This window comes from Streptomyces sp. NPDC023527 (assembly GCF_055560115.1).
In genome coordinates, this window is the sequence record NZ_JBVHJJ010000008.1 from 58,295 (window position 1) to 82,597 (window position 24,303).

Genomic DNA, 24,303 nt, shown 5'->3' on the forward strand with positions numbered 1-24,303 from the left:
TTTACTCGGGGCGTTCGCAGAGTGCCTTGGCGTAGTACGCGAGGGAACGGTTATACCGGGGAAGGTGGTGCGACAACGCCCCCAGTGCCAAGGACGCCGCCTCTCGTTCCCGTCCGGTATCAGCGAGGGCCAGAGCCAAGAACGCATCGACGGCGCCCCCCAGACCAGCGGTCGCCTCGTCGAGCCGCTCGGGGTCCATGGCCCGCTCGGCGGTGAGGAGCTCGACACTCTCCTCAGGACGACCGAGATTGCGCAGAGTACTGGCCAGTTGGATAACGGTGCGGCGCCGACGGTATCCGGCGAGCCCGGCAGCGAGCGCCTGCCGGTAGAGAGGCTCGGCCTCTTCGGGCCGACCGGTGGAGTCGTGTGCCGCTGCCACTTCGAAATGGGCGACCGGGTGTCCCGGCGGCAGTTCGTCGGCCAGAGCCTGGACCTTGGCGCGGAAATCGCTGGGTTCATGGTCGTCGATCGCGGCCCAGAGGGCAGTGGCCCGCTGCTCCCAGTCGGAGTCGGTGGTCGTCATGCTTCACCTTTTCAAACGGTGGGTCTTGTCCAACAGGTCTTGCCCTCTTTCAGCCGACCGCGCGGACGGCTCGAACACACGCGATCGCCACAAGCCCGACTCCATGCCTTTTGTCGCTGTTTCAAACCTTTAACCGTTTACGGTCACTATCTGGAGGAAACGCACCGCCGGATGGCGGCCCCGTCTCCAGGAACAGACCCCATCGCCAGAAGCAGAGAGGAGTCGGGTGTGAAGCATGGAGCCAGGAGAGCAGTGATGACCGCGATCACCGCCGCAGCCATGGGGGTGTCGACCCTGCTGTCGACCACCGCGGCGCGAGGAGAGGCCGAGGCGCGGGCACAGATCCCGATCTGTCCGCAGGTCGTCGGGCTGTGCACGTGGGCGGAGCCCAACGCCGAGGGCAGCCCGAGGATGCTCCAGCGCGCCGAGCCCAACCTGAAGCCGCCCGTGCGCAGCGCCAAGAACCAGAGCGGGCAGAGCTGGTGCCTGTACCCGCGCGCGTCGTACGCCGGCCAGGCGGTCGTCCTGCACTCGGGTTCGTACACGCCGGGGCTCGGTCTCACGGCACGATCCGCGCGACCCTGCTGACGCCATGCCCCGGGGCTCGACGTCTCCCGCCGGGCCCCGGGCCGTCCACTTCGAGCACCTTCCATAACCTTCGAGAGTCTTACGAACTGGCCACGACTGTTGACGTTGTTCGTTCACCAATTTAAGGTCGCGGGACTCTTGGAAGAGCTCAAGACGACGGAGAACAATGACGTACTCCCCCACCGCGCGGCCACGCCCCGCCCGCCTGTCCGCACTGCTGCTCGCAGGCGTGCTCGTCGCCTCGGTACCCCCCGCGGCCGCCGCGCGAGCGCCACAACCCCCCGCCGTCGACCGTCCGCCCGTACCCGCCTCCCCCATCGGCAGTTGCCGGACGGACGACGGCTGGACCCTCGACTCCACCCGCGTCAACCCTGAAAACACCGACAAGACCGACAACACCCACCACGCCTACGTAGGCAACGGCTATCTGGGCCAGCGCGTATCGCCCAACGGCGCCGGCTACGCCGACAGCGACGCCAAGACCGGCTGGCCGCTCTTCACCCCGAGCTACGACGGCTCGTTCGTCTCCGGGCTCTACGCGCACAACCAGCAGACCGCCGCGGACCGGCAAGCCGTCGCGGCCCTGCCCACCTGGACCGCGCTCACCGTCGGCACCGGCGGCGAACACGGCGATACGTTCAACTCTTTGACGAATCCGGGCCGGATATCCGGGTACCGCCAGAGCGTCCTTCTGCACTGCGGCATCGTGCGGACATCCCTGACCTGGACCGCCGCCGACGGGCGCAAGACCGACCTGGTCTACGAGGTACTGGCCGACCGCAACGACCCGCACGTGGGCGCGGTGCGGCTGAGCATGACGCCGCGTTGGAGCGGCGAGGCCACCGTCACCGACCAGATCGACGGACGCGGCGCCCGGCGCATCCGGCAGACCGGCGGTGGTGAACGCACCGGTGGGACCGGCCGGGACGGCCGGACCATGGATGTGGCCTTCCGTACCGACGGCACGGACACCGACGGCGCTGTCGCCTCCACCCTGCGGGCCGGCCGGAGCGTGCGTACGACCAAGTCCCAACAGGCCAGTGCCGCCAAGGACTTGAGCGTGCGGCAATCCCTCACCTTTCCCGTCCGCAAGGGTCACGCGTACGACCTCACCAAGTACGTGGGCGTCGACACCGCGCTGACCTCGCACTCGCCCCGCCAGGACGCCACCGCCGCCTCACAGCGCGCCGCCGGGCGCGGATGGGACGGGCTGCTGCGCGCCCACACCGCCGCCTGGGCGCGGCTGTGGCGCGCCGACATCGAGGTGCCGGGGCAGCGCGAGTTGCAGGCGTGGGTACGCTCCGCGCAGTACGGGTTGCTGTCCAGCACCCGGCAGGGCGCTGCCAACAGCATCGCCCCGGCCGGGCTGACCAGCGACAACTACGCGGGCCTCGTCTTCTGGGACGCCGAGACCTGGATGTACCCGGCCCTGCTGGCCGGCTCACCGGAACTCGCCAAGACCGTCGTCGACTACCGCTACCGGACCCTCCCCGGAGCCCGCGAGAACGCCCGCAAGCTCGGCTACCAGGGGCTCTTCTACCCTTGGAACAGCGGCAGCAAGGGTGACCTGGCCCAGGAGTGCCACAGCGTGGACCCGCCCCACTGCCGCACCCAGATCCACCTCCAGTCGGACATTTCCCTCGCCACCTGGCAGTACTACCTCGCCACCGGCGACACCGACTGGCTGCGCGAGCGCGGTTGGCCGGTGATGAAGGGCATCGCCGAGTTCTGGGCCGGGAGAGTCCACCGCAACACGGACGGCAGCTACTCCATCAAGGACACCGCCGGCCCAGACGAGTACAGCAACGGCGTCGACGACGCGGTCTTCACCAACGCCGGCGCCGTCACGGCACTGCGCCACGCCACCGATGCCGCGCGACGGCTCGGCGAGCGCGCCCCGGAAGAGTGGTCGAAGATCGCCGACCGGATCAGGATCCCGTACGACGCGCAGCGCAAGGTCTTCCAGCAGTACGACGGCTACAGCGGCAGCAAGATCAAGCAGGCCGACACGGTGCTGCTGATGTACCCCCTGGAGTGGCCGATGCCGAAGGGCGCCGCGGCCGGCACCCTCGACTACTACGCCCAGCGGACCGACCCCGACGGCCCCGCCATGACGGACTCGGTGCACGCCATCGCCGCCGCCGGCACGGGCGAACCGGGCTGCTCGACGTACACCTATCTGCAACGCTCCATCAGGCCGTTCGTACGCGGTCCCTTCGCCCAGTTCTCGGAGGCCCGCGGCGCCAAGGCGGGTGCCGAGGATCCGCTGGCCGGCTCGCCCGCGCACGACTTCCTCACCGGCAAGGGCGGCTTCCTGCAGATCTTCACCAACGGCCTGACCGGCATGCGGATGCGCGAGGACCGGCTCCACCTCGACCCGATGCTGCCCCCGCAGCTCGGCCGCGGCGTCACCCTGCGCGGGCTGCACTGGCAGGGCCGTACGTACGACATCGAGCTCGGCGCCCACGACACCACCGTGCGGCTCACCGACGGCGCGCCCATGACCCTCGACACCCCACAGGGCGAACAGGTCCTCACCAAGGCCGCCCCCGCCGTCGTCAAAACCCGCCGCCCCGACCTCACCCCCACCGACAACCTGGCCCGCTGCACCAAGGCCACCGCCTCCTCCGAGGAACCCGGCATGTACGCGGACGCCGCTGTCGACGGCAACCCGGCCACGGCCTGGGTGCCGGACAGCCCGAACGGCAAGCTGACCACCGACCTCGGCAAGCCCGTACGCGTCACCAAGGCCACCCCCGCCTGGAACGGCCCGGCACCGGCCTCGTACGACGTCCAGCTCTCCCTCGACGGCCGGCACTGGCACGACGCCGTCACCGACGCGGGCGGCGGCAAGCCGGCCCTCGCACGGTACGTACGGGTGGTGGTACGCGGCGATGCCTCCGCCAAGTCCCGTACGGGCATCACCGAGCTGACGGTCTCGTAGCGGCCGACAGAGACAGCTTCTGAGCAAGCCGTCCCCGCCCGTCCTCGGCGACGGGCGGGGACGGCAGAGGCCGCCCAGCCGGAGTACGCCCTGGTCACAGCGATGCGGGTGGGAATGGAAAGCCGGCTGTGTGGCTACAGAGGTCTCATGAGGCAAATGGTGACAGCGGTGGCACAGCGGACCCGCGGTGAGGTGGCCGAGGTCGGCCGGTCCGTGCGGCGGGCATGGCGGGAGCCGGGGCGCGAGCGGGACCTGGTGGTGCTGGCGCTGAAGGCCACGCTGGCGGCTGTCGTGTCGTGGTCGCTGGCGGCCTGGTTGCTGCGTAACACCCTCGCTCTCATGGCGCCCTGGGTCGCTCTGCTGTTGGTGCAGACGACGGTCTACCGGTCCATCGCCCGAGCGGGGCAGCAGACGCTGGCGATCGCTCTGGGGACCGTCATGGCGACGGTCGGCGGCATGGTGCTGGGCGGCCCGGTGGCGGCCATGGCCGTTGTCCTGCCGGTGGCGCTGCTGATCGGCAACTGGCAGCCCTTCGGTGACCAGGGCATCGCCGGAGCGACCTCCGCGCTGTTCACCCTGGCCGGAGGCGAGTGGTCGGTGGACATCGCGACCGACCGGGTGCTGGCCGCTCTCCTGGGCGCGGCGACGGGTGTGGCGGTGAACGCGCTGGTGCTGCCGCCGGTGTATCTGCGCAGTGCGCACGAGGCCGTCTGCGGTGTGGTCAGGGAGTGCCGGGAGATCCTCGACGAGATCGGGGACGGTGTGAGCGAGCCCTGGGGGCACGACCAGGCGGTGTGGTGGCAGGAGCGGGTCCGCCGGCTTCCCCGGCTGCTGCGCGGCGTGCGGTCGGCCATCGAGTGGGGCCGGGAGAGCGCGCGTCTGCGTCCCGAGAACCAGCGTGCCCGGCTCGCCCGGATCACCGCGTCGTACGAGGAGGCGCTCCACACCCTGGAGCATGTGGCGGACCATCTCCAGGGGCTCACCCGCACGCTCGTCGAGGCGGCGGACGTCGCCGCCGACAGCCCCATGCCCCCGGCCGACGTCACCGCGCCGTACGCCGCCTTCCTGCACGGCGCCGCCGAAGCGATCGCGGCCTACGGACGCACCGCGACCGACGAGGACGGTCAGCGCGCGCGTGATGAGCTGGAAGAGCGGCTTCGAGGAATGGAAGCGGCGCACGACGACCTGCGGAGGCGGCTGGCGGACCGCAGTCTGTCGGAGACCGCGGCGATCGAACTGTTCGGCTCGCTCCTCGCCGAGGCCCGTCGGCTGACCCAGCGTCTCCGGCCCCCACGCTGAGACCCGGCCGATGCACCGCGTCACGGCTGAGCGGCATGTGCCTGGACACCACCCAGCCTGGTCCCCGCAAACGAAGCGGCCTAGGACAAAAGCAGCCTGGTGGCCGCGTCGAGTACGTCGGCGCGGTTGCGTGTGCCGTGGTCGGCGGCCAGGAAGTGTTTGCCGACGGCGAGTGAGAAGGCGAGCATGCTGCGGGCCTCGACGTCGTCCGGGTCGTGGCAGAAGGCGCTGAACAGCGAGCGTGCGTAGTCCATTCTGCGGTTGTCGACGCGTCGGAGGCGTTCGGCGACCGCCGGATCGCGCCGGGCCCAGTCGCGGACGGCGAGGTCGATCGGCAGCAGAGTCTCGGAGAAGGTGAGCGCGCCCGCGCGTCGCACCTTGTCCTTGGCGTCGCTGCCCTCGGTCTCGACGCGCTCGATCACCTCGTCGGTGCTCGTCCGTTCCCAGGTGTCGAGCATCTCCTCCAACAGCGCGCCCCGGTCCTTGAAGTGCCAGTAGAAGCCGCCTCGGGTGACCCCCAGCTCTTTCGCCAGCGGTTCGACCCGCACGGCGTCCGGACCGCCCGCGGCAAGGGCCCGCAGCCCGGCCTCGATCCACGTGCCGCGCGGGGTACGCGTCGATGCCGCCATCGTCTTCTCCTCTCGTCGATGTCACGTCGATGTCCGTCTGTCCCGGAGTCTTCCCCATGCCCTCGCACGGCGGCTACTCTCCATCCATACACCATTGTATGGATGGAGTTCGCCCATGAGACTCCCGAACGCCGCGCAAGGCTCCCGGTCGTGGCGCGGCGGCATGCGGTGCGGTCGCCACGCGATCGGACGGCGGCCACCACGACCAAGTACGGCCGCCGACAGCCCGAGAACACACATGAGGAGTACCGATGGTTGATCCCACGTCCCGTCAGCGGACCTCGAACGGGGTGCGCCACGCCCCGGTGCCACCCGCCGCACACGCGCTCAGCACACTCGCCCGGATCGACTTCGAGAACGCCTTGCTGGCCGACGTCGGCCCTGCCCGACGCCCGGCACAGGACCGCACCTCCGAGCAATGGGCGCGAGCGATCCTGGAAGACGCGCCCGCCGACACGCGGGAAGCCCTCAGGCGGGGATGGACGGCGCTCGGTCTGCGACCCGGTCCGGCCCGGACCGACGGGTTCGTGCTCGGTTGGCGGGTGCGGCAGAACACCCCCGACATCACGCTCCTCTCCGCCGACGTCGACGCCGACGCCGACCTCGGGCTGAGCGGCGAGCTGCTCATCCAGCGTCTGGAGCACACACTGCTGTTGGCCAGCTTCATCCAGCTGGACGACGACGCGGCGCGCGCCACGTGGGCCCAGGTCGAGAACCGGCACCTAGAGGTCATGTACGAGCTTCTCGATCAGGCCATCGCCCGGGCGACGCCGCCCTGTCGTTGATCGCCCTCCCCCTGGGAGGGGTCGGCCCGGCCTACCAGACGACCGGGCCGGCCTTGTCGAAGAAGCCGCCGGTGGGGCCGTCGGCTCCGATCGAGGCCATGCGGACGATGATGTCCGCGCCCTCTTCGACGCTGTTCGTGCCCCGGTGACCGTTGAGGTCGGTGGCGGTGTAGCCGGGGTCGACGGCGTTGAACCGGATGGCGGGGTACGCCTTGGCGTACTGCGAGGTGACCATGACCAGCGCCGTCTTGGAGGAGTTGTAGTCCAGCAGCGCCACCTGGAACTCGACGCGGCCCGGGTCGGAGGTCGCCGCCAACGAGCCCAGACCGCTGCTGACGTTGACCACGACCGCGGCGTCGCCGGCCTTCAGGAGCGGCAGGAAGGCATGGGTGACGCGCACGACGCCGAAGACATTCGTGTCGTAAGTGGTCCGCATGTCGGCTCCGGTGACCTCGCCGACCGGCTTGCCCGCGCCCCCGATCCCGGCGTTGTTGACCAGGACATCGAGGCGGCCGGCGTCCTCGCCGACGAATTCGGCGGCAGCCTTGACGGAGTCCTCGTCGGTGACGTCGATCCGGACGAAGCGGGCGCCGAGCCTCGCGGCCGCCGCCTGGCCGCGTTGGGCATCGCGCGCGCCGACGTAGACGGTGTGCCCGGCCTCGATCAGGCGGCGGGCCGTCTCGAATCCAAGGCCCTTGTTCGCTCCGGTGATCAGTGTGGTGGTCATGCGCTCACTCCGGTGATCGGTGGGTCGGTGGTGCCTCCACCCTCGTCGCACCGCGTACGAACAGGCAGTACCCACCGTTGCCTGTGGACTGGCAGTACCAGGCTGTCCGGGCGCGGCGGCCGGATACTGGGGGCGTGAGTGAATCAAGGGAACTGGGCAGGGCACTGCGCGGCTGGCGCGACCGCACGACCCCCGCCGCGGTCGGACTGCCCGTCCACGGCGTACGGCGCGCCGCCGGACTGCGACGCGAGGAACTGGCGCAGCTCGCCGGCCTGTCGGTGGACTACGTCGTCCGCCTGGAGCAGGGCCGGGCCACCTCCCCGTCCCCGCAGGTCCTGTCCGCGCTGGGCCGTGCCCTGCGGCTGTCGGCGGCCGAGCGCGAGCACCTGTACCTGCTCGCGGGCCAAGCGGTGCCGGGCCCTGGGCAGTTGTCGTCACACATCCCGCCGGGGGTCCGCAGGCTGCTCGACCAGTTGGACGGCACACCGCTCAGTGTGCACGACGCGGCCTGGAACCTGATTCTGTGGAACCCGTTGTGGGCCGCCCTGTTCGGGGACGCCTCCGCTCAGCGCGGGCGCGAGCGCAATGTCGTCTGGCGCCACTTCGCCGGCCTGCCCGGCCGGGTCAGCCACGCCCCCGAGCAGGAGGCCCGGTTCGAGGCGGCCGTGGTCGCCGATCTCAGAGCGGCGACCGCCCGCTACCCCGCCGATGCCGACCTGCGCTCCCTGATCAGGGAACTGCGGGGCGACAGCGCCGACTTCGCACGCCTGTGGGACACCGGGATCGTGGGCTTCCACGAGACGGACACCAAAACCGTCCACCACCCCGACGTCGGAACGCTCACCCTCGACTGTGACGTCCTCATGGTTCCCGGCAGCGATCTGCGCATCGTCGCCTACACCACCGCCCCCGGCAGCGCCGCCTCGGACCGGCTGCGGCTCCTCGACGTCATCGGCACCCAGGCCATGACCGAGAACAGCACCACCGCGTAGCGATCAGCGCTGGGGCGGGGCACCGCTGTCCACCCCCGCTCCCCTCCAGGCGCCCTCAAGCCCTGATCTCGTCCATCAGCATCTGGAGCGTGCCGCAGAGCTTGTCGGAGGGCAGTGCGTCGAGGGCGGCCTCCGCGTGGGCCAGGCCACCGGCCCGGTCGCCGGACCGGGCCAGCATCAGCCCCTGGTGCAGCTCCAGGTGCGCCGCGAAGCGTGGGAGGTTCCCGGGCAGTTCGCGGCGGGCCTCCTCCTGGGCCCGCGTCGCGCGCTTCTCGTCGCCGAGCCGCGCCGACAGCAGGGACAGGTAGCCGTTCATGCGCCAGGTGGGGACGGCGTAGTCGCTGAGCTGCTCGGACGGGGTGGCGGCCGCGTCGAACACCTTGCGGCCGCGGTCGGCCAGCCGCAGGGCCGTGGCTTTGTCGCCCCGTATGGCGGCGGTGTACGCCTTGCCCAGCGTGGCGTTGAGGAGCCCGGCGGAGGGTTTGTCGCTGATGGCCGCGGCCTGGTCGGCCAGCACGTCGGCGAGGCCCGGGGACATGCCCCCGTAGCCGAGGGTGAGCGCGGCCCGGCCGCGTACCCAGACCCGGACCTCGCTCTCCTCCGACCGGTCGGCCGCGTCGGCGGCCATCCGGAACCAGCTGATGGCCTTCGGCCCCTCCGCCCGCGGAAGCGTCGTCGCGTACAGGGTCATCAGCCGGGCGGCCACCGACCACATCCGGGGATCGTCGAGTTGCTGCTGCACCACGAACAGATCCTCGACGACGCGGCGCTGTATGTCGCCGGCGCCCGCGGACATGTAGTCGGCGCCGTAGGCGGCGAGCCGGGCCTCCCAGTCGTCGACCGCCGGTCCGCCCCGCAGGCGTGCGGCGAACCCGATGCTCAGGAGATCGGCGGCCACGGTGGGGACCATGGTGGCCGCGGTGCGGCCGGCCGACGGCTGTTCCGGGGCGCATCCACCCTCCAGCACGGCCAACGGCACATCCAGCACCGTGGCCAGGCACCGCAGATAGAACGGGCCGGGCCTGACCTTGGCGCGCTCCCAGCCGCTCACGTACTCCCGGACCAGGGTGGTGTCGAAGGCGTCGTTGATCTCCGAGGCCAGCCGCCCCTGGCTCCAGCCGCGCGACGTGCGCAGTTCCCTGATGAGCTCTCCTATCAGCACGGACCCATCTTGCCCCTAGAAATGCCACTACCCGACATCCGGGGGCGAGGAGAGGCTGGTACCAGGTGATCTTCCGGTCCGGACGTGCCACGGGGGTGCGCGTCCGGGCCGGGGTGGTGGTGAGGGCGGTACGTCACCCGTGGTCCCGCGCCCAGCGCTTCGTGAGGTGGGTGAAGACGCGGGCGGCGGTGGGCAGGTACGCGGTGTCCCGGCGCAGCAGGGTGACGGTACGGGACGGCAGCGCGGGATCGAGCGGCACCGGGTGGAGGTCCGGCTGTTCGCGGGCGATGGCGTCGGGCAGGACGGTGGCGAGCCCGGTTCTGCGGACGATCTCGACGAGCGCGCTGATGGAGTTGGCCTCGACGGTGACGCGCGGCCTGACCTTGTGCTCCGCGAAGTGCTCGTCGATGTGCCGACGGGTGACGAAGTCGCTGCTGAGCAGCGCCGTCGGGCTGTCATGGAGGTCCCTGATCGGCACTGCGTCGTGGCGCCCGGCGTGGGGGTGGGCGGCGCCGACGACGAGGCTGAGGGTCTCGGTGAACAGGGCGTCGCCGCTGATCCCCGGCAGGTGCGGGCCGCTGAAGGCGATGCCGAGGTCCAGCTTGTCGTCGAGGAGGGCGGATTCGATCTGGTCCTGCGTCATCTCCCGGATCTCCAGGGTGATGTCGGGGTGCCGCGCGTGGAAGTCCTCGACGAGCGGCCCGATCAGGTAGGCGGTGAAGGTCGGCGTCATGGCCAGCCGCAGGCTGCCGCGCGAGAGGTCCTGGACGTCGAGGACGGCGCGTTCACCCGCCGCCAGGTCCTGCAGGGCGCGGCGGGCGTAGAGCACATACGCCTCGCCGGCGTCCGTCAGCCGTACGGTGCGCCCGGAGCGGTCGAGCAGCTGGACGCGCAGGGCCCGCTCCAGCTGTTTGACCTGCTGCGACAGGGTCGGCTGCGAGATGTGCAGGGCCTCGGCGGCCCGGGTGAAGTTGGCGTGCTCGGCGACGGCGAGCAGATAGCGGAGGTGACGCAGTTCCAAGGCCATGGAGACCACTATAGATGCGAACAATAGCTTCCATGTCTTTCACGTCTTGGACGCTATAGGTCCTGCTCATGCATGGTGGAACACGTCGGTCCGACCGACACCACTCACCGAGAAGGAGTGACCATGCAGGACATCGCCGAAGGAGTCCAGCGGTTCACGCGGGACGTGTTCCCCGCCCGCGCGGCTCTCTTCGAACACCTCGCCACCACGCACCGGCCGACCGCGCTGTTCATCAGCTGCTCGGACAGCCGGGTCGTCCCGGAACTGATCACCCAGCGTGATCCGGGCGAGCTGTTCGTCATCCGTACGGCGGGCAATCTGGTGCCGCCGTACGCACCGGGCGCGGACGGCGTCGCGGCCGGCGTCGAGTACGCCGTCGGCGTGCTGGGCGTCACCGACGTGATCGTCTGCGGTCACTCCGACTGCGGCGCCATGACCGCCCTCGCGGAGGGCGGCGACCTCGACGGCCTCCCCGCCATGGCCGACTGGCTGCGCCACGCGGAGGCGTCGAAGGCCCGCACCGAGGCCGGCGAGCACCTCGCGGGCTCCGAAAAGGTCGCCGCGCTGGTACGGGACAACGTACGGAGCCAGCTGGCGAACCTCAGGACCCACCCGACGGTGGTCCGCGCCCTCGCCCGGAACGCGGTGACCCTGCACGGCTGGGTCTACGACATCGGCACCGGCGCGGTCCGGACGCTCGACCCGGACAGCGGCCGCTTCGTCGCGCTGGCGGGCTGACCCTCTCCGCCTCCCCTCGGACCAACCCCCACGAACTCGCGCCACCCGCGAATTCGGACGCCCCTCGTACTCGAAATACCCCACGAAAGGTTTCCTCATGATGCACGCACAGGCCGACCAGAACGCCCGCCTCCAGCTGGCCGCCCGCACCGTCGAGGCCAAGACCCGCAAGGACCTCACCTGGCAGGAGCTGGCCGACGTCACCGGCCTCTCGGTGGCCTACGTGACCGCCGCCCTGCTCGGCCAGCACGCCCTGCCGGCCGACGCGGCGAAGGCCGTGACCGAGCTCCTGGGCCTGGACGAGGACGCGGCGCTGCTGCTCCAGACGATCCCGGTGCGCGGCAGCATCCCCGGCGGCATCCCCACCGACCCGACCATCTACCGCTTCTACGAGATGCTCCAGGTCTACGGCACCACCCTCAAGGCGCTGGTCCACGAGGAGTTCGGTGACGGCATCATCAGCGCGATCAACTTCAAGCTGGACGTGAAGAAGGTCGAGGACCCCGAGGGCGGCCACCGTGCGGTGATCACCCTCGACGGCAAGTACCTGCCCACCAAGCCGTTCTGACCCACCGGGCCGGGGAACCGCACGGGTTCCCCGGCCCCGCCCGTAGGCCCGTACGTACGCACGGAAGAACCCCGGACCCGTACATACGGGAGACCCCCGTACGTACGGAAGGAAGGAACCCCATGGACTTCGCACAGCGCACCATCGACATCGCCCGTGCCAATGTGGACGAGGGCGGGCGCCCCTTCGCCACGGTGATCGTCAAGGACGGCGAGATCCTCGCCGAGAGCCCGAACCTGGTCGCCCAGACCAGCGACCCGACGGCACACGCCGAGATCCTCGCCATACGCGACGCCTGCACCCGGCTCGGCACCGAGCACCTGACCGGCTGCACCATCTACGTCCTCGCCCACCCGTGTCCCATGTGCCTGGGCTCGCTGTACTACTGCAGCCCCGACGAGGTCGTCTTCCTCACCCTGCGCGACGACTACGAACCGCACTACGTGGACGATCGCAAGTACTTCGAGCTGGGCACCTTCTACGCGGAGTTCGCGACGGACTGGTCCGAGCGGCGCCTGCCGATGCGCTACGAACCGCGTGACGCGGCGGTGGACGTCTACCGCGCCTGGCAGGACCACAACGGCGGCGAACGCCGCGTGGCCGGCGCCCCCACCGCGGCCTGAGGTCGTTCCTTCGGCCGGGGCGTCCGCGCGCTCACCGCGGACCTCCGACACGCCTGTCCCGCCGCGCCGGAGGTCCGGAGCTCCGTTTCTGACTGGCGGCGGGGCAAGCGGCCGGAAGGGACAGTGGAGGCGGTGGCGTCAGAGGTTCGTCGCCGCCGCCTGTTCGTAGAGGCTCTTGACCTCGTCGCCGAAGTACGGCCCGAACATCCGGTTCGGCAGGAAGGTGTAGCCGAAACTGTTCACCGAGGCCTGCAGGCCGGCGCCGGTGGCCTCGTCGAAGGACGCGAACCACGGGCCGCCGCTGGAACCGCCCGTCATGTTGCAGGCGAGGCCGTGGTCCTTGGTGATCAGGAAGTCCTTCGAGGTCTTCCCGCTGCAGTAGATGAGCCTCTTCCCGTCGTACGGCGCGGCGGCGGGGAAGCCGAAGGCGTACATGGACTGGTTGTAGGCGCCGTTGAACTGCAGGCCCTGCGCTCCGACGACGTCCGCGAGCTTCTTGCCGTCGAGCGGGGCGACGACCGCGGCGCCGACGTCGTAGTTCATGTCCTCGCTCGCGACCCACTGGGGTGTGGAGGCGGTCTTGGCCGCGGTCCACGTCCCGTAGGGCGCCTGTCCGTCCTGGTAGCCGGGGACGAACGTCCAGTTGGTGTGCCAGGTGCCCTGGTACTTGACGCAGTGTCCGGCGGTGAGCACCGTGCTGCCGTTCCGGCTGGTGACCGCGTCACCGGAGCAGGAGGCGTTGCGCCCTTGGAAGGTGAAGAACACCCGGCCCGAGGTCTTGGTGACGGCACCGCCACCGGACCACGCCCCGCCCGCTTGCGGGAACGACTTGGCGGACGGGGCGGTGGGCGCGACGGTGGACGCCCGGCCCGCGGGCATCGGGGCGGGGACGCCGGTGGGGGCGGTCGCGCGGAGGTCGAGCGGCGTGGCCGTTCGCATCCTCTCGGGTGTCCAGAATTCGCTGACCTGGCGCTGAGCGGCGGCCGAGGCCGCGGCGGTGTGGACGGTGTCGGGGGCGTACGGGCTGTCGGCCGGGGCGGCTCCGGCCCCGGTCGCCTGGAGACCTGCGGCGAACAGGGTCCCGGCGGTCAGGACGATGCCGACGGCGGTACGGCGGGGACGTCTCACGCGTACTCCTTCTGCCCGGGCCGCGCGAGAGGTCGCGCGGCAGTGTGGGGGCCGGACCGCGGTAGGCGCGGTCCGGGCAGACGAGCGGTGCGGATACGAGGTGTGTGTGAGGGAGAGTCCCACGGGCGAGTCAAATTGTCAGGAGCACATCACAAGCATGGCCGAATCGTGTACCCGATCCCCTCCCGTGACGATCCGTCACGCTCCGGCCCGTACCACGAAGGCCCGTTCGGCGCATCACAACAGGTTCTGACGGTCCGACAGCTGACACCCTGTAAGGGAACAGATCCAGCCAACGGAATCTGGGGGACGACACATGAGGAACAGACCCGGTATCCGGCGCGACACCGCTCCACGACTCGGCAGGGCCTTCTTCAGGTTCGGCGCCGCCTTCGTCGTGTGCGCCGGCGCAGCATGCCTGCCCGGCCTGACCGATCACGCCTTCGCACACGACGACGACAACGACAGCGACGCCACGGAACCGTTCTGGGTGGAACCCTCCGGCCCCGCCATCCGCCAAGTGCGGGTATGGCAGGAGCGCGGGCGGGAGGAGGACGCGACAGCGCTGCGACGCATCTCCGACCGATCGACCGCCGTGTGGCTGACCGGCAACGACCCGAAGACGCAGGCCGAGCAGGTCACCCGCCGGGCCGAACGCGAGGGCCGCATCCCCGTCCTGGTCGCCTACAACATCCCGCACCGCGACTGCGGGCAGTACTCCTCCGGTGGCGCAGCCGACGCCGACCACTACCGCACCTGGACCGCGCGCGCCGCGGAGGGCATCGGGACCCGCCAGGCGTGGATCGTCCTGGAGCCCGACGCCCTCGCCCAGTGGGCCTCCGGCTGCGTCCCGACGGCCCCCGCGAAGGAGCGGCTCGAGCTCCTGGCCGAGGCCGTGAAGACCTTCAAGGCGCGGCCGGGCACCTCCGTCTACCTCGACGCCGGCAACCCCGGCTGGATCGCGGACCAGGAACGGCTGGCCTCCGCGCTGAGGAAGGCGGGCATCGCGGACGCCGACGGATTCGCGCTCAACGTCTCCAACTTCCACACCAACCCCGTCACACGGACGTACGGCGACCGTCTCTCCGCCCTGCTCGACGGCGCCCACTACGTCGTCGACACCAGCCGCAACGGCAACGGCCCCCTCCCCCCGGACGCCGACCACGGCGGTGGCGACCACGCCCCGGCGGCGGATACGGGCAGCGGCCCCGCTCCCCTTCCCGGCTTGAGCGGCAGAGGCTACGGAGGCGGCGCCGGGGTCGGCTTCGGGAAGCTCGGCGACATGTTGCGGAACATCGGGCAGGGGCCCGGGTCGGGCGAAGCCGAGCCGTGGTGCAATCCGCCCGGCCGCGCCCTGGGCACTCCGCCCACGACGGCCACCGGCGACCCGCTCATCGACGCCTACCTCTGGATCAAGCGGCCCGGGGAGTCCGACGGCGCCTGCCGCGGCGCCCCGGCGGCCGGCCGCTGGTGGGCCGACTACGCCCTGCGGCTCGCCAACACCGTCCCGACAGCGCCCGCGCTGATGCCGCCCCCGCCGGACGCGCCCGCCAAGGAGCCGCCGGCGCCCCCCGCGCCACCGGCCACCAAGCCGGACGCGGTGGCCGGGGGCAAACCCGGCGGGTAGGCGAGGGTGTCGTGGGGTGCGTCCCGCTCTGGGACGCACCCCACGTGATCGGGGAGGACAGCGGGTCATGCGCGGGCACGTTCCGTTCTCCGCCCGAAAGCAACGTGATCAAGTCAAAACAGCCGACGTCATCGGCGTTTCATATGCCGGTCCGCGCCCCGTCCTGTTGTATCTCTCGCCGTATGCGGCAACCGTCGAGAGAAGGTCGAAACACACGGATGTTCACCAATCGCACTGCCACCCGATTCGCGGCCGCCGCCGCGCTGGCCGTCGCCCTGAGCGTCACCTCGATCCAGGGCGCGATCGCCGAAGGCGCGGACGGCTCGTACCCGGCTCCTCCCAGCAAGGTATCCACGGCCGAGCGGCCCGGAAGCGACGACGGCGGGTGGCAGGGCGACGGTCTGGCCCTCAATGCCGCGGACAACAAGAAGGTGGACGAGTTCGCCACCCGTGCCAAAGAGGCCGAGGAGTCGATCAGTCCCCAGCTGAAGGCGGTGGCGCTCATCAGCCATGCCGCACTGGTCGGCTTCGACCAGCGGCTGAAGTCCGCGGACTCGCTCAAGCGCAAGGTGGCCACGTCCATGAAGGAAGTCCCCGGGCAGACCGTGGACGCGGCCCTCGCGAAGATCAATGACTCCGTCCGCTACACCTTGCAGTGGACGGACGGCAGGTACACCAAGGGCGTCGCGGTCGCCTCGACCGCCTTGTCGGAATGGGGCAACGACAGCATCAAGTGGTCGAACTCCTGGGGCCGGAAGAACGGCTACAAGGGCATCAATTCCGGCTGGCGGGACGGTAATTCCGGGCACGCCTTCGAGGTCCAGTTCCACACGCCGTCGAGCAAGTGGGCCCAGGAGGCGACGCACAAGCTCTACGAGGAGCAGCGCCTGCCCAGCACCTCCAAGGACCGCGCCCAGGAGCTGCAACGCCAGCAGGACGCGATCTTCGCGTCGGTGCCCGTTCCCGACGGGGCGGAGGGGCTCGCCGCTCCCGCGTCGCGGCAGCCGGCCGCCGCGACCGCTCCCGCCGGCCAGAACTCTCCGGCCGCCGCCCAGTCTCCCGCGGCCGCTTAGACGCGCATCGCCACGGCCGCCGACAGCGGATGATCTGTCGACGGCCGCCTGTCGCCCTTCCTCGTCACCCTCGCTCCGCGGCCGCCCCCGCCTCGGCCCCGGCCCCGGCCGCCCGGAGCGGGTCGATTTTCCGGCAGGGCCGGAATCGGTCCCCCAGCCGTTTCACCAGGAGACCTCGCCTCCTCCAGCGTGGAATCCGACCCGGGCGCACCCGCCCACCACGATCGGCGCCGTGCACACGGCCCTGCCGCCCCGACACCGCAGGAGACATCGATGATCTTCATCGTCGCCAAGATGACCGTACGTCCCGAGCGCAGCAAGGACTGGCTCGCGCTCGTCGACGACTTCACGCGGGCCACCCGCAGCGAGCCCGGCAACCTCTTCTTCGAGTGGTCCACCAGTGTCGACAACCCGAACCAGTTCGTGCTGGTCGAGGGCTTCGCCTCCCGCGAGGCGGGGGACGCGCACGTCAATTCCGCCCACTTCAAGGCCGCGATGGACACGATGGCCGACGCCATCGCCACCACCCCGCAGATCATCAGCACCGAGGCTCCGGGCAGCGGTTGGTCCGCCATGGCGGAGCTCACCCCCCGCCACACGTCCTAGTTCCGAAAGGGCCGGGTAGGGCCTGTACCGGGGCCGGTCGCCGTCCGCTGCACACCACGACGGCAACCGGCCCCGGCGTATGTCGGCCTTGGTCCTGGCGGACTCGCGAGCGGGCCACGACGAACTCGTACGACACCTGAACTCCCAGAGGCCCGCCTTCGACACCGTGAGGACGCTCGTCGAACGCTTCAGCGCCTGAACCGTCCGTGGGCGCCCCGGTGCATCGACGCCGCCGTAGCCCAGCTTCGCCGCTGATCAGCGGCGAAGGGCCGCGTCGAGCTGGCAGTAGAGCGCGTCCAGCCGACTGCGACCAGGGCTGCGAGCCGGCATCCGCCGCACAAGGTCGCGAACTGCCGGCGAGGCGTGCTCGATCGCCCATCGGATCTCCTCGTCACCGACCGTCGCGTCATCGCCCGCCGCGAGCTCACGAGCGCGCGCCTCGTAAACGGCGGGCCCAAGGGCGTGCTTCGACTGGTGAGGGGTGGCCAAGGGGTGGATGTAAGGGGTCGCCGCCGCATAGCACGCCGCGCGGGCGGCGGCTGTGGCAGCCGGGTCGCCGACTTCACGTGCGGCTGTGTGAGCCGCCCAGGCGAGGGAGCGCAGTCGCCCTGTCCGTTTCCCGTCGCGCGCGAAGATGCGGATGCCCTCGATCGCCTCGCGAGGACGGGTGTCGGAGGGGGCCTTCGCCTCGAACAGCGGGAGCGCCCGTTCGACGCAATCGGCGGCCCAGAGTCCGAGAAGTCGACGGTCTTCTTCGCTTATGGTCACCTTTTCCACCCGCACATCTTGCCGGTTCGGGTGCTCCCTGTCGCTGCCGGCCACACCTCCGACGGTGCCGGCTCACCAGGCGACAGCCGTGAGACGCAGGTCACATTCGCCCATGTCACAGGAGGTCGGGCTACCTCGTCTCAGGGTTGTAAGCCACTGAAGACCACGAAGGAGCACACCATGGACGCGCGACTTGACCTCTTCGCCGACCCGACCGCCGGCAAGGTCCTCAAGCACTTCATGGCGGTGGGCAAGGTGCTCAAGGACTCGCCGCTGCCGGCCGCGACGCAGGAGCTGGTGGCGCTCCGCGTCAGCCAGATCAACGGCTGCGCCTTCTGCATCGACATGCACACCAAGGACGCCGCCGCTGCCGGCGAGACCTCGGTGCGGCTGAACCTGGTGGTGGCGTGGCGGGAGGCCACGGTCTTCACCGAGGCCGAGCGGGCCGCGCTCGAGCTGGCGGAGGAGGGGACCCGGGTCGCGGACGCGGCCGGTGGGGTCGGCGACGAGGTGTGGGCGAATGCCGCCAAGCACTACGACCAGGAGCAGCTCACCTGCCTGACCCTCCTGATCTCGCTCATGAACATGGCGAACCGGCTGAACGTCATCACCCAGCAGCCGGCCGGCGCCTACGAGGCCGGGCAGTTCCACTGAGCCGCATCAGCGGCCTCGAGCCGGCGGGCGTTACTGTGGCCCGCCGGTGATCCGGATGATCATCAGAAGCCGCCTGCGCCGGCGAGTACGGCCAGGCGGGAGGGGCCAGAGGGAGGAGAGTCGGCGTGAGCAAGGTCGAGGAGTTCGAGGAGCTGCGGCCGCTGCTGTTTTCGATCGCCTATCGGATTCTGGGCAGTGTGGGTGAGGCCGAGGACGCGGTGCAGGAGACGTGGCTGCGTTTCGACGGCTCGGCGACCCGGCCCACGTCGACCAAGGCTTTTCTGTCGGCCGCGGTGACGCGGATCTCGATCGACGTGCTGCGCTCCGCGCGGGTACGGCGGGAGGAGTACGTGGGCCCGTGGTTCCCCGAGCCGCTGCTGAGCGATCCGTATCAGGATCCGGCGCGATCGGTGGAGCTGGCCGACTCGGTGTCGATGGCGGCGCTGCTGCTGCTGGAGCGGCTCAGCCCGCTGGAGCGGGCGGTGTTCGTGCTGCGGGAGGTGTTCGGCTTCGGGTTCGACGAGGTCGCCGCGGCGGTGGGGCGGTCGGAGGCGGCGTGCCGACAGCTGGTGGTGCGGGCGCGGCGGCACATGGAGGCCGGACGGCCGCGCTTCGAAGCGGCTCGCGAAGAGCGGGAGGAACTGGCGTCGCGGTTCTTCGCCGCCCTCCGCGAAGGAGACGTCACCGGTCTGCGGGAACTGCTCGCCGCCGACGTATCGCTGGTCGGCGACGGCGGCGGCAAGACCCCGCAGCTGGCCAGGGCCATCATGGGCGCGGAGAACGTGTCCCGGCTGCTTGCCGCCGTCTTCCCGTGGCTGATCCGGATCGACGTGACGTTCGAGCCGCGCGAGGTCAACGGCCAGCCCGGCGCGATCTTCCGCGACCGGGACGGCAAGGTCCTCCACACCATGGTCCTCGATGTGCTCGACGGGCAGATCCAGGCGATCCGCTCGGTGAGCAACCCCGACAAGCTCGGGCACGTGGGCCCGGTAGCGGACGCCTGGGCGATCCACCACGAAGTGAGACGGGCACGCCGACCCACGAAGTGACCCCACAGCCGACCGCACCTCCATCGCCACCCGTCATCCGTCCGATATCGATCTCGGCGCCAACGACCGTACCGATGCCCGATGTTCCCGAAGACCGTATCGGCGGTATTGGCGGAGAATCGCCGAGGGCCGCGGAGGGCAACTCGGCGGCCATTGACAATCGGGCTCGGCACCGGAAATGTGAAGCACCCGTAAAGGCGTGGGGATCGCGATGAGCAGACGATCTCCACCGCCTCTCGATTTCGCGGAGGAACCGTGAACAGACGCTCGTGGTTCGCTGCACTCTCCCTGACTCTCGCCTCATTGGCCGGATTCGCCGTGGCACCCGCCGCGCAGGCCGTGGGAACGGGAACCGAAGTGACGTCCGCGCACGCGTCGGACGCGCGCCCTCCGGGCACGCATCCGGAACTGAACGGCCAGCGCCTCAAAGGCGTCAACAGCCCGGCCGTCTATCTCGTCCTGGACGGTAAGCGCCGCTGGATCCCCAACCCGGCCACGTACAACAATCTCTTCCGGGACTGGAACGGAATTCAGTCGGTGATCGACATCGGCAGCATCGACAACGGCGGTCAGCTGTCCGACGGCGCTTTCCTCGGAAAGGCCGCCAACGCTCCCCAGGTCTACCTGGTCAGCAATGGCATCAAGCGCTGGATCACCAGCCCGGCGGCGATGGACAAGTACCACTTCGCCTGGAACAAGATCGCCAACGTGAATCCCCTGGCGCTCTCCTCCATCCCGACCGGCGCCCCGATCTCCTGACCTCTCCCCGGCCCGTACACCCGGGCCACACAGGGGCCCGTCCGTGCCGACCGCACGGGCGGGCCCTTCCGCACCCCTCGACCCTGCAACCCTCCGGCGGGCTGCACAGTCATACTTCATATGAGACGACGCAAGGGAAGACTCAAGAGGAGAACGGCCACGACAACCGCACGCCGCCTGGGCGTGCTCCTCGGCGCCGTGGGGCTCGCGGCCCCGCTCACGGTCGCCATCGGCGGCACCGCGCACGCGGCGCCCTCGTGCACGACCCGCACCGGGCCGTATCAGAAGGACGTGGAGAAGTTCCTGGGCAGGCCGGTCGACGGCCGGCAGTCACCGGCGGACTGCCGGGCGATCCAGGACTTCCAGACCAAGCACGACATCAGTCCGAACATCGGTTACGCGGGCCCGGTGACCTGGGGCGTGATGCAGCAGGAGGTCACCAGGCGCAACCCCAACGCGGCGGGGAAGTGCCCCGTGAACAAGGGGCGCATAGCCTGTGTCGACCTGACGCGGCAGATCAGCTGGATCCAGGACGGCAAGTCCCTGAAGTTCGGCCCGGTGCCGGTACGGACGGGGCGTGACGGCTACGAGACGCGGACGGGCGCGAAGAAGATCTACTGGCGCTCGATCGACCACTGGTCCACGATCTACAAGGTCCGTATGCCCTACGCCCAGTTCTTCGACGGCGGGCAGGCCTTCCACGCCATCGAGGGCAGCGTCTGGTCCCCGCCCGGCTCGCACGGCTGCGTCAACATGCGGACCGGCGACGCCAAGAAATACTGGTCCATGCTCCACAACGGCGACGACGTCTTCGTCTACGGGCGGAAGCCCGGCACCTGAGACCGGATCCGGCCGCGCGGGGAACCCTTCCGGCGAACCGACCGTCCGGCACGCAACGCCAGGGCGGTACCGGCGAGTTCCCCGTCCACCGTCACCGCGACCCGCCACCGTCGCGGTGACGAGAGACCGGAGGAATTGCTTCCCTCAAAGGAAATCGATTCTGCGAACGCTCTTACGGGTGAAGGTCGTTCATTCCCCCTTCTCCCGATACCGAACCGTCCGGTAGAAAAGGCGCCAGGTCCCACAAGACGGGTGGTCACGCATGGCGCCGAACCGATCGGCTTCCCCGCACGATCCCGAGGAACTCACCCCGGCTGTGGAGGAGTTCGTCGACATCTCCGTACCGCTGACCGGATTCGACGCCTTCGAGCTGCACGCCACCGGAATGGCCGGGCTGTACTACACCACCGTGCTCGAACAGGTCGGGCCCGGGGCATTCGACCGCTTCCTCGGCGATCTGGCCGCCGCCGGAGGCGACCCCGATCTGATCGACGACGAGACGTCGCACGACATCGCCCGGGCGATCACCCACCTGTGGTACCTCGGCATCTGGCCCCAGCTGGCCAGGCCCGTCCATTCGACCCTCGGCCGGGAGAAGGCCAACATCGCGTTCACCGTCTCACCCGAGGCCTATACGGAGAGCCTGGTGTGGCGGACCTTCCACGGCCACCCGCAGGGCGCCAAGGCACCGGGGTTCGGGACGTGGTCCGATCCGCCGCCCGGCGCCCCGCCGGTCGACCGAACCGAGCTCTCATGAGCCCCTCCCGGGAGGACGACGCCGCGCGGCACGACGGGCGTCATTACGACGTCATCGTCGTCGGTGCCGGCCTGTCCGGCACTCTGGTGGCCAAGCAACTCGGCGACCAGGGCTGGCGCGTGCTCGTCCTGGAGGCCGGCACCAGCACACTCGACACCTGGCCCGGCCACCTCGACGCCCTCGATACGTATTACGCGGCGTCCGCCAAGGTCCCCAACTCCCCCTACCGCGCCAATCCCGCCGCACCCTCGCCCGATGTCCTCGACCTCGAAGGACTGCCGGACGGCGGCTATCGGTCACACGGCCACCTCGTGCAGAACGGCGCCCTGCCCTACGGCAGCGACTATCTGCGGGCCAATGGCGGCACCGTCATGCACTGGCTGGGCCTGACGCCCCGCATGCTCCCCGAGGACTTCACGGTCCGGCAGAGCTTCGGCTACGGCAAGGACTGGCCGATCGGTTACGACGACCTGGAGGGCCACTACCGCGCGGCCGAGCGCGAACTGGGCGTCGCGGGGGACGCCCAGGAGCAGGCCGCGGCCATCGGCCTGCCGTGCGCCGAGGGCTATGTCTATCCGATGCGGGTGATCCCCCGGAGCTATCTCGACAACATCCTCGCCACGAGGCTCGACGGGGCCACCGTCCGGGAGTCGGCGGGCACTCCGGACATCACGCTGCGGGTGGTCACCACCCCGCACGCCCGCAACAGCACGCCGAACCCCCGCTACGACGACGGGCGCGGCTACCGCCCGGTCGGCGCGGCGGGCATGCCCAACTACGGCGAGCGCTGCGTCGGCAACGCCTCCTGCGTGCCCATCTGTCCCGTCCAGGCCAAGTACACCCCGCTCAAGACCCAGCGCACGTGGGACCGCCGCCGGGTCACCCTCGTCCCCCATGCCGTGGTGAGCCGCGTCCTGGCCGCCGAGAACGGCCGCGTCCTCGGTGTCGAATACCAGGCGTACGACGACCCCGCCGCCCCCGTGCCCATCACGCACACCGTCGAAGCCGACATCGTCGTCCTCGCCGCGCACGCGATCGAGAACGCCAGGCTCCTGCTCGTCTCCCGGCTCGCCAACCACAGCGACCAGGTGGGGCGCAATCTCATGGACCACCCGACGCTGCTCACCTGGGGGTGGATGAGTCATCCCGTCGGCCCCTTCCGCGGACCCGCGTCGACGTCCGGGATGGAGGGCTTCCGCTCGGGGCCGGGCCGGCGCGCCCGCGCGCCCTTCCGTATCGAGATCGGCAACTGGGGCTGGAGCTGGCCGGCGCGACGTGGGCTGGGAAGACGTCCAGCCCATCGACCCCGAGGCCAAGTCCGCGCACTATCCCCCCGGCAGCGCGGTGCGGACGGCCTCCGACCACTTCAACGAGGTCTACGCCCGGCTGCTGTGCGTCCTCGAACGCGCCTTCACCGAGGACCCGGCCATCATGCGGGCGGCCGTGCCCACCATGCTCGAACTGCGTGACCTCGCCGAGCGCCTCTACCGCAACCCCCACCCCGACCCCGCCAAGCGGGCCCAGGGCCTGTATGCCAGTGCCACCTATGAGATCACCGACGACCTCCTCCACCACGTACGCGGCAGTCTCGGCGAGGCCCCGGGCACAGCGGCGCTCCCGGACGGAGCGATGCGCACCGATGCGCCCTGACGGATCGGCCGCCGGAGGTTCGGACGCGTCATGTGCCCGGTGGGCGGTAGGAGTCGCGCGCACCCGTCCAGGGGTCGATGCCCGAGTCCCAGATGCGCTGTTCCTCACGGCAGTGGAGGAACTTGGGGGCGGTCTCGCCCCACAGCTGTGTGCCGCTCAGCGGGCACTGGTCGAAGGCGGCGAGGAAGAGACGGCTGAGGAATTCCGCCATTCCGCAGTCGTGGACCGCCACCCGTGCCGAGGTGTGGCGGCCCAGCACGACGACGGGCCAGCGGTCGGGGTCGGTGTCCGCGGTCAGCCAGCACAGGATGTCGGGGCCGGAGGTCACCCCCCAGGCGATCACGGACGGGGAGGTGCCCGCCGGCCCGGGCGGGCGGGGCTCCGCCGTCAGGAAGCGGCGGGCACTGTCCGTCTCGGAGCGCATGCCGCTGTCGGGATCCGTCCAGTACGGCGACGGCAGCGGCTGGAGCACGTAGAGGAAGTCACCGATGGTGCCTTCGCCGTACTCCGCCATGAAAGCGACGTAGTCACGGGGGAAGCCGGTGCCCCAGAGCCGCTCGGCGGCCGCCCAGTCGACGCTCTCGCCCGCGTTCTCGTGTGGTGGCATCAGACGGCGGACGGCGTTGAACCCCGGCGGCTCCGACGGCTCCACCTGTCCCTCGTGCACGGTTCCAGCAGCCATGTTGTCCCCTCCCGCCGGCGCCGGCTCGGCGCCGTGCGCCGTTCCCCTCCACCATGTCACATATGTCCGCCTGAATTACCCCAAGTGTGGTCAGCCTTGCCCGAA

General features: G+C 70.4%; 26 protein-coding genes. 18 read left to right on the forward strand and 8 right to left on the reverse strand.

The features are described 5' to 3' along the window. Position 1 precedes the first annotated feature (1 nt). Entirely contained in the window at positions 2–523 is a 522-nt protein-coding gene (locus ACZ303_RS17355) for a tetratricopeptide repeat protein (protein ID WP_467339743.1), read from the reverse strand. A 255-nt stretch (positions 524–778) separates the two neighbouring features. Here ACZ303_RS17355 and ACZ303_RS17360 point away from each other — a divergent pair, with 255 nt between their 5' ends. From ACZ303_RS17360 to ACZ303_RS17370, 3 genes are all read left to right on the forward strand, one after another. After that, entirely contained in the window at positions 779–1,111 is a 333-nt protein-coding gene (locus ACZ303_RS17360) for a peptidase inhibitor family I36 protein (RefSeq protein WP_467339745.1), read from the forward strand. A 166-nt stretch (positions 1,112–1,277) separates the two neighbouring features. Further along, entirely contained in the window at positions 1,278–4,055 is a 2,778-nt protein-coding gene (locus tag ACZ303_RS17365; RefSeq protein WP_467339747.1) for a discoidin domain-containing protein, read from the forward strand. Between the two features lie 168 nt (positions 4,056–4,223). Next, positions 4,224–5,354 (forward strand): FUSC family protein, encoded by a 1,131-nt coding sequence (locus ACZ303_RS17370; RefSeq protein ID WP_467339748.1) that lies wholly within the window; start codon positions 4,224–4,226, stop codon positions 5,352–5,354. Positions 5,355–5,434: 80 nt separating this feature from the next. On the opposite strand, the gene ACZ303_RS17375 is transcribed toward ACZ303_RS17370, so the two are convergent. Next, the gene (locus tag ACZ303_RS17375) at positions 5,435–5,983 is read right to left on the reverse strand and encodes a TetR/AcrR family transcriptional regulator (protein ID WP_467339750.1); all 549 of its coding nucleotides are present in this window, start codon (positions 5,981–5,983) and stop codon (positions 5,435–5,437) included. A gap of 251 nt (positions 5,984–6,234) precedes the next feature. Here ACZ303_RS17375 and ACZ303_RS17380 point away from each other — a divergent pair, with 251 nt between their 5' ends. Then, positions 6,235–6,768 (forward strand): hypothetical protein, encoded by a 534-nt coding sequence (locus tag ACZ303_RS17380; RefSeq protein WP_467339752.1) that lies wholly within the window; start codon positions 6,235–6,237, stop codon positions 6,766–6,768. Positions 6,769–6,799: 31 nt separating this feature from the next. Here ACZ303_RS17380 and ACZ303_RS17385 read toward each other — a convergent pair whose 3' ends face one another. After that, a complete protein-coding gene (locus tag ACZ303_RS17385) occupies positions 6,800–7,495 on the reverse strand; it encodes an SDR family NAD(P)-dependent oxidoreductase (RefSeq protein WP_467339754.1) in 696 nt (231 codons plus the stop codon). Positions 7,496–7,629: 134 nt separating this feature from the next. On the opposite strand from ACZ303_RS17385, the gene ACZ303_RS17390 reads away from it, so the two are divergent. Further along, positions 7,630–8,487, forward strand: a complete 858-nt coding sequence (locus ACZ303_RS17390; protein ID WP_467339756.1) for a helix-turn-helix transcriptional regulator — start codon at positions 7,630–7,632, stop codon at positions 8,485–8,487. Between the two features lie 55 nt (positions 8,488–8,542). Here the strand turns inward: ACZ303_RS17390 and ACZ303_RS17395 are convergent, their stop codons facing one another. Together ACZ303_RS17395 and cynR are read right to left on the reverse strand one after the other, a co-directional pair. Next, a complete protein-coding gene (locus tag ACZ303_RS17395) occupies positions 8,543–9,649 on the reverse strand; it encodes a helix-turn-helix domain-containing protein (protein ID WP_467339758.1) in 1,107 nt (368 codons plus the stop codon). 133 nt (positions 9,650–9,782) lie between these two features. After that, positions 9,783–10,676, reverse strand: a complete 894-nt coding sequence (gene cynR / locus ACZ303_RS17400) for a transcriptional regulator CynR (protein WP_467339760.1) — start codon at positions 10,674–10,676, stop codon at positions 9,783–9,785. Positions 10,677–10,799: 123 nt separating this feature from the next. Between cynR and ACZ303_RS17405 the strand changes: the two genes are divergently transcribed. The 3 genes from ACZ303_RS17405 to ACZ303_RS17415 all read left to right on the forward strand — a co-directional run bounded on the left by ACZ303_RS17405 (position 10,800) and on the right by ACZ303_RS17415 (position 12,605). Then, positions 10,800–11,414, forward strand: coding sequence for a carbonic anhydrase (locus tag ACZ303_RS17405; protein WP_467339762.1), 615 nt, complete (start codon positions 10,800–10,802; stop codon positions 11,412–11,414). Positions 11,415–11,511: 97 nt separating this feature from the next. Beyond that, entirely contained in the window at positions 11,512–11,982 is a 471-nt protein-coding gene (gene cynS, locus ACZ303_RS17410) for a cyanase (RefSeq protein ID WP_467339764.1), read from the forward strand. Positions 11,983–12,104: 122 nt separating this feature from the next. Then, a complete protein-coding gene (locus tag ACZ303_RS17415; protein ID WP_467339766.1) occupies positions 12,105–12,605 on the forward strand; it encodes a nucleoside deaminase in 501 nt (166 codons plus the stop codon). Positions 12,606–12,743: 138 nt separating this feature from the next. On the opposite strand, the gene ACZ303_RS17420 is transcribed toward ACZ303_RS17415, so the two are convergent. Then, complete coding sequence (locus tag ACZ303_RS17420; protein ID WP_467339768.1) at positions 12,744–13,733, reverse strand: trypsin-like serine peptidase; 990 nt, start codon at positions 13,731–13,733, stop codon at positions 12,744–12,746. A gap of 316 nt (positions 13,734–14,049) precedes the next feature. Between ACZ303_RS17420 and ACZ303_RS17425 the strand changes: the two genes are divergently transcribed. The 3 genes from ACZ303_RS17425 to ACZ303_RS17435 all read left to right on the forward strand — a co-directional run bounded on the left by ACZ303_RS17425 (position 14,050) and on the right by ACZ303_RS17435 (position 17,039). Further along, entirely contained in the window at positions 14,050–15,360 is a 1,311-nt protein-coding gene (locus ACZ303_RS17425; protein WP_467339770.1) for a glycoside hydrolase family 6 protein, read from the forward strand. Positions 15,361–15,578: 218 nt separating this feature from the next. After that, positions 15,579–16,433, forward strand: a complete 855-nt coding sequence (locus ACZ303_RS17430; protein WP_467339772.1) for an ATP nucleotide 3'-pyrophosphokinase — start codon at positions 15,579–15,581, stop codon at positions 16,431–16,433. Positions 16,434–16,706: 273 nt separating this feature from the next. Beyond that, the gene (locus ACZ303_RS17435) at positions 16,707–17,039 is read left to right on the forward strand and encodes a putative quinol monooxygenase (RefSeq protein WP_467339774.1); all 333 of its coding nucleotides are present in this window, start codon (positions 16,707–16,709) and stop codon (positions 17,037–17,039) included. Between the two features lie 255 nt (positions 17,040–17,294). Here the strand turns inward: ACZ303_RS17435 and ACZ303_RS17440 are convergent, their stop codons facing one another. After that, positions 17,295–17,861: a putative immunity protein gene (locus ACZ303_RS17440; protein WP_467339776.1), complete on the reverse strand. Its 567-nt coding sequence runs from the start codon at positions 17,859–17,861 to the stop codon at positions 17,295–17,297. 126 nt (positions 17,862–17,987) lie between these two features. On the opposite strand from ACZ303_RS17440, the gene ACZ303_RS17445 reads away from it, so the two are divergent. The 7 genes from ACZ303_RS17445 to ACZ303_RS17475 all read left to right on the forward strand — a co-directional run bounded on the left by ACZ303_RS17445 (position 17,988) and on the right by ACZ303_RS17475 (position 23,516). Continuing rightward, entirely contained in the window at positions 17,988–18,461 is a 474-nt protein-coding gene (locus ACZ303_RS17445; protein ID WP_467339778.1) for a carboxymuconolactone decarboxylase family protein, read from the forward strand. Positions 18,462–18,586: 125 nt separating this feature from the next. After that, complete coding sequence (locus ACZ303_RS17450; protein WP_467339780.1) at positions 18,587–19,510, forward strand: RNA polymerase sigma-70 factor; 924 nt, start codon at positions 18,587–18,589, stop codon at positions 19,508–19,510. 318 nt (positions 19,511–19,828) lie between these two features. Beyond that, entirely contained in the window at positions 19,829–20,269 is a 441-nt protein-coding gene (locus tag ACZ303_RS17455) for a hypothetical protein (protein ID WP_467339782.1), read from the forward strand. Between the two features lie 120 nt (positions 20,270–20,389). Beyond that, positions 20,390–21,109 (forward strand): L,D-transpeptidase family protein, encoded by a 720-nt coding sequence (locus ACZ303_RS17460; protein ID WP_467339784.1) that lies wholly within the window; start codon positions 20,390–20,392, stop codon positions 21,107–21,109. Between the two features lie 262 nt (positions 21,110–21,371). Further along, a complete protein-coding gene (locus ACZ303_RS17465; RefSeq protein ID WP_467339786.1) occupies positions 21,372–21,866 on the forward strand; it encodes a hypothetical protein in 495 nt (164 codons plus the stop codon). Next, complete coding sequence (locus tag ACZ303_RS17470) at positions 21,863–23,335, forward strand: GMC family oxidoreductase N-terminal domain-containing protein (RefSeq protein ID WP_467339788.1); 1,473 nt, start codon at positions 21,863–21,865, stop codon at positions 23,333–23,335. The genes ACZ303_RS17465 and ACZ303_RS17470 overlap by 4 nt, the downstream gene beginning before the upstream one ends. Continuing rightward, the gene (locus tag ACZ303_RS17475; protein WP_467339790.1) at positions 23,310–23,516 is read left to right on the forward strand and encodes a hypothetical protein; all 207 of its coding nucleotides are present in this window, start codon (positions 23,310–23,312) and stop codon (positions 23,514–23,516) included. Before ACZ303_RS17470 ends, ACZ303_RS17475 begins: the two co-directional genes overlap by 26 nt. 28 nt (positions 23,517–23,544) lie before the next feature. Here the strand turns inward: ACZ303_RS17475 and ACZ303_RS17480 are convergent, their stop codons facing one another. Next, entirely contained in the window at positions 23,545–24,198 is a 654-nt protein-coding gene (locus tag ACZ303_RS17480) for an SMI1/KNR4 family protein (RefSeq protein WP_467339792.1), read from the reverse strand. Positions 24,199–24,303 lie beyond the last annotated feature (105 nt).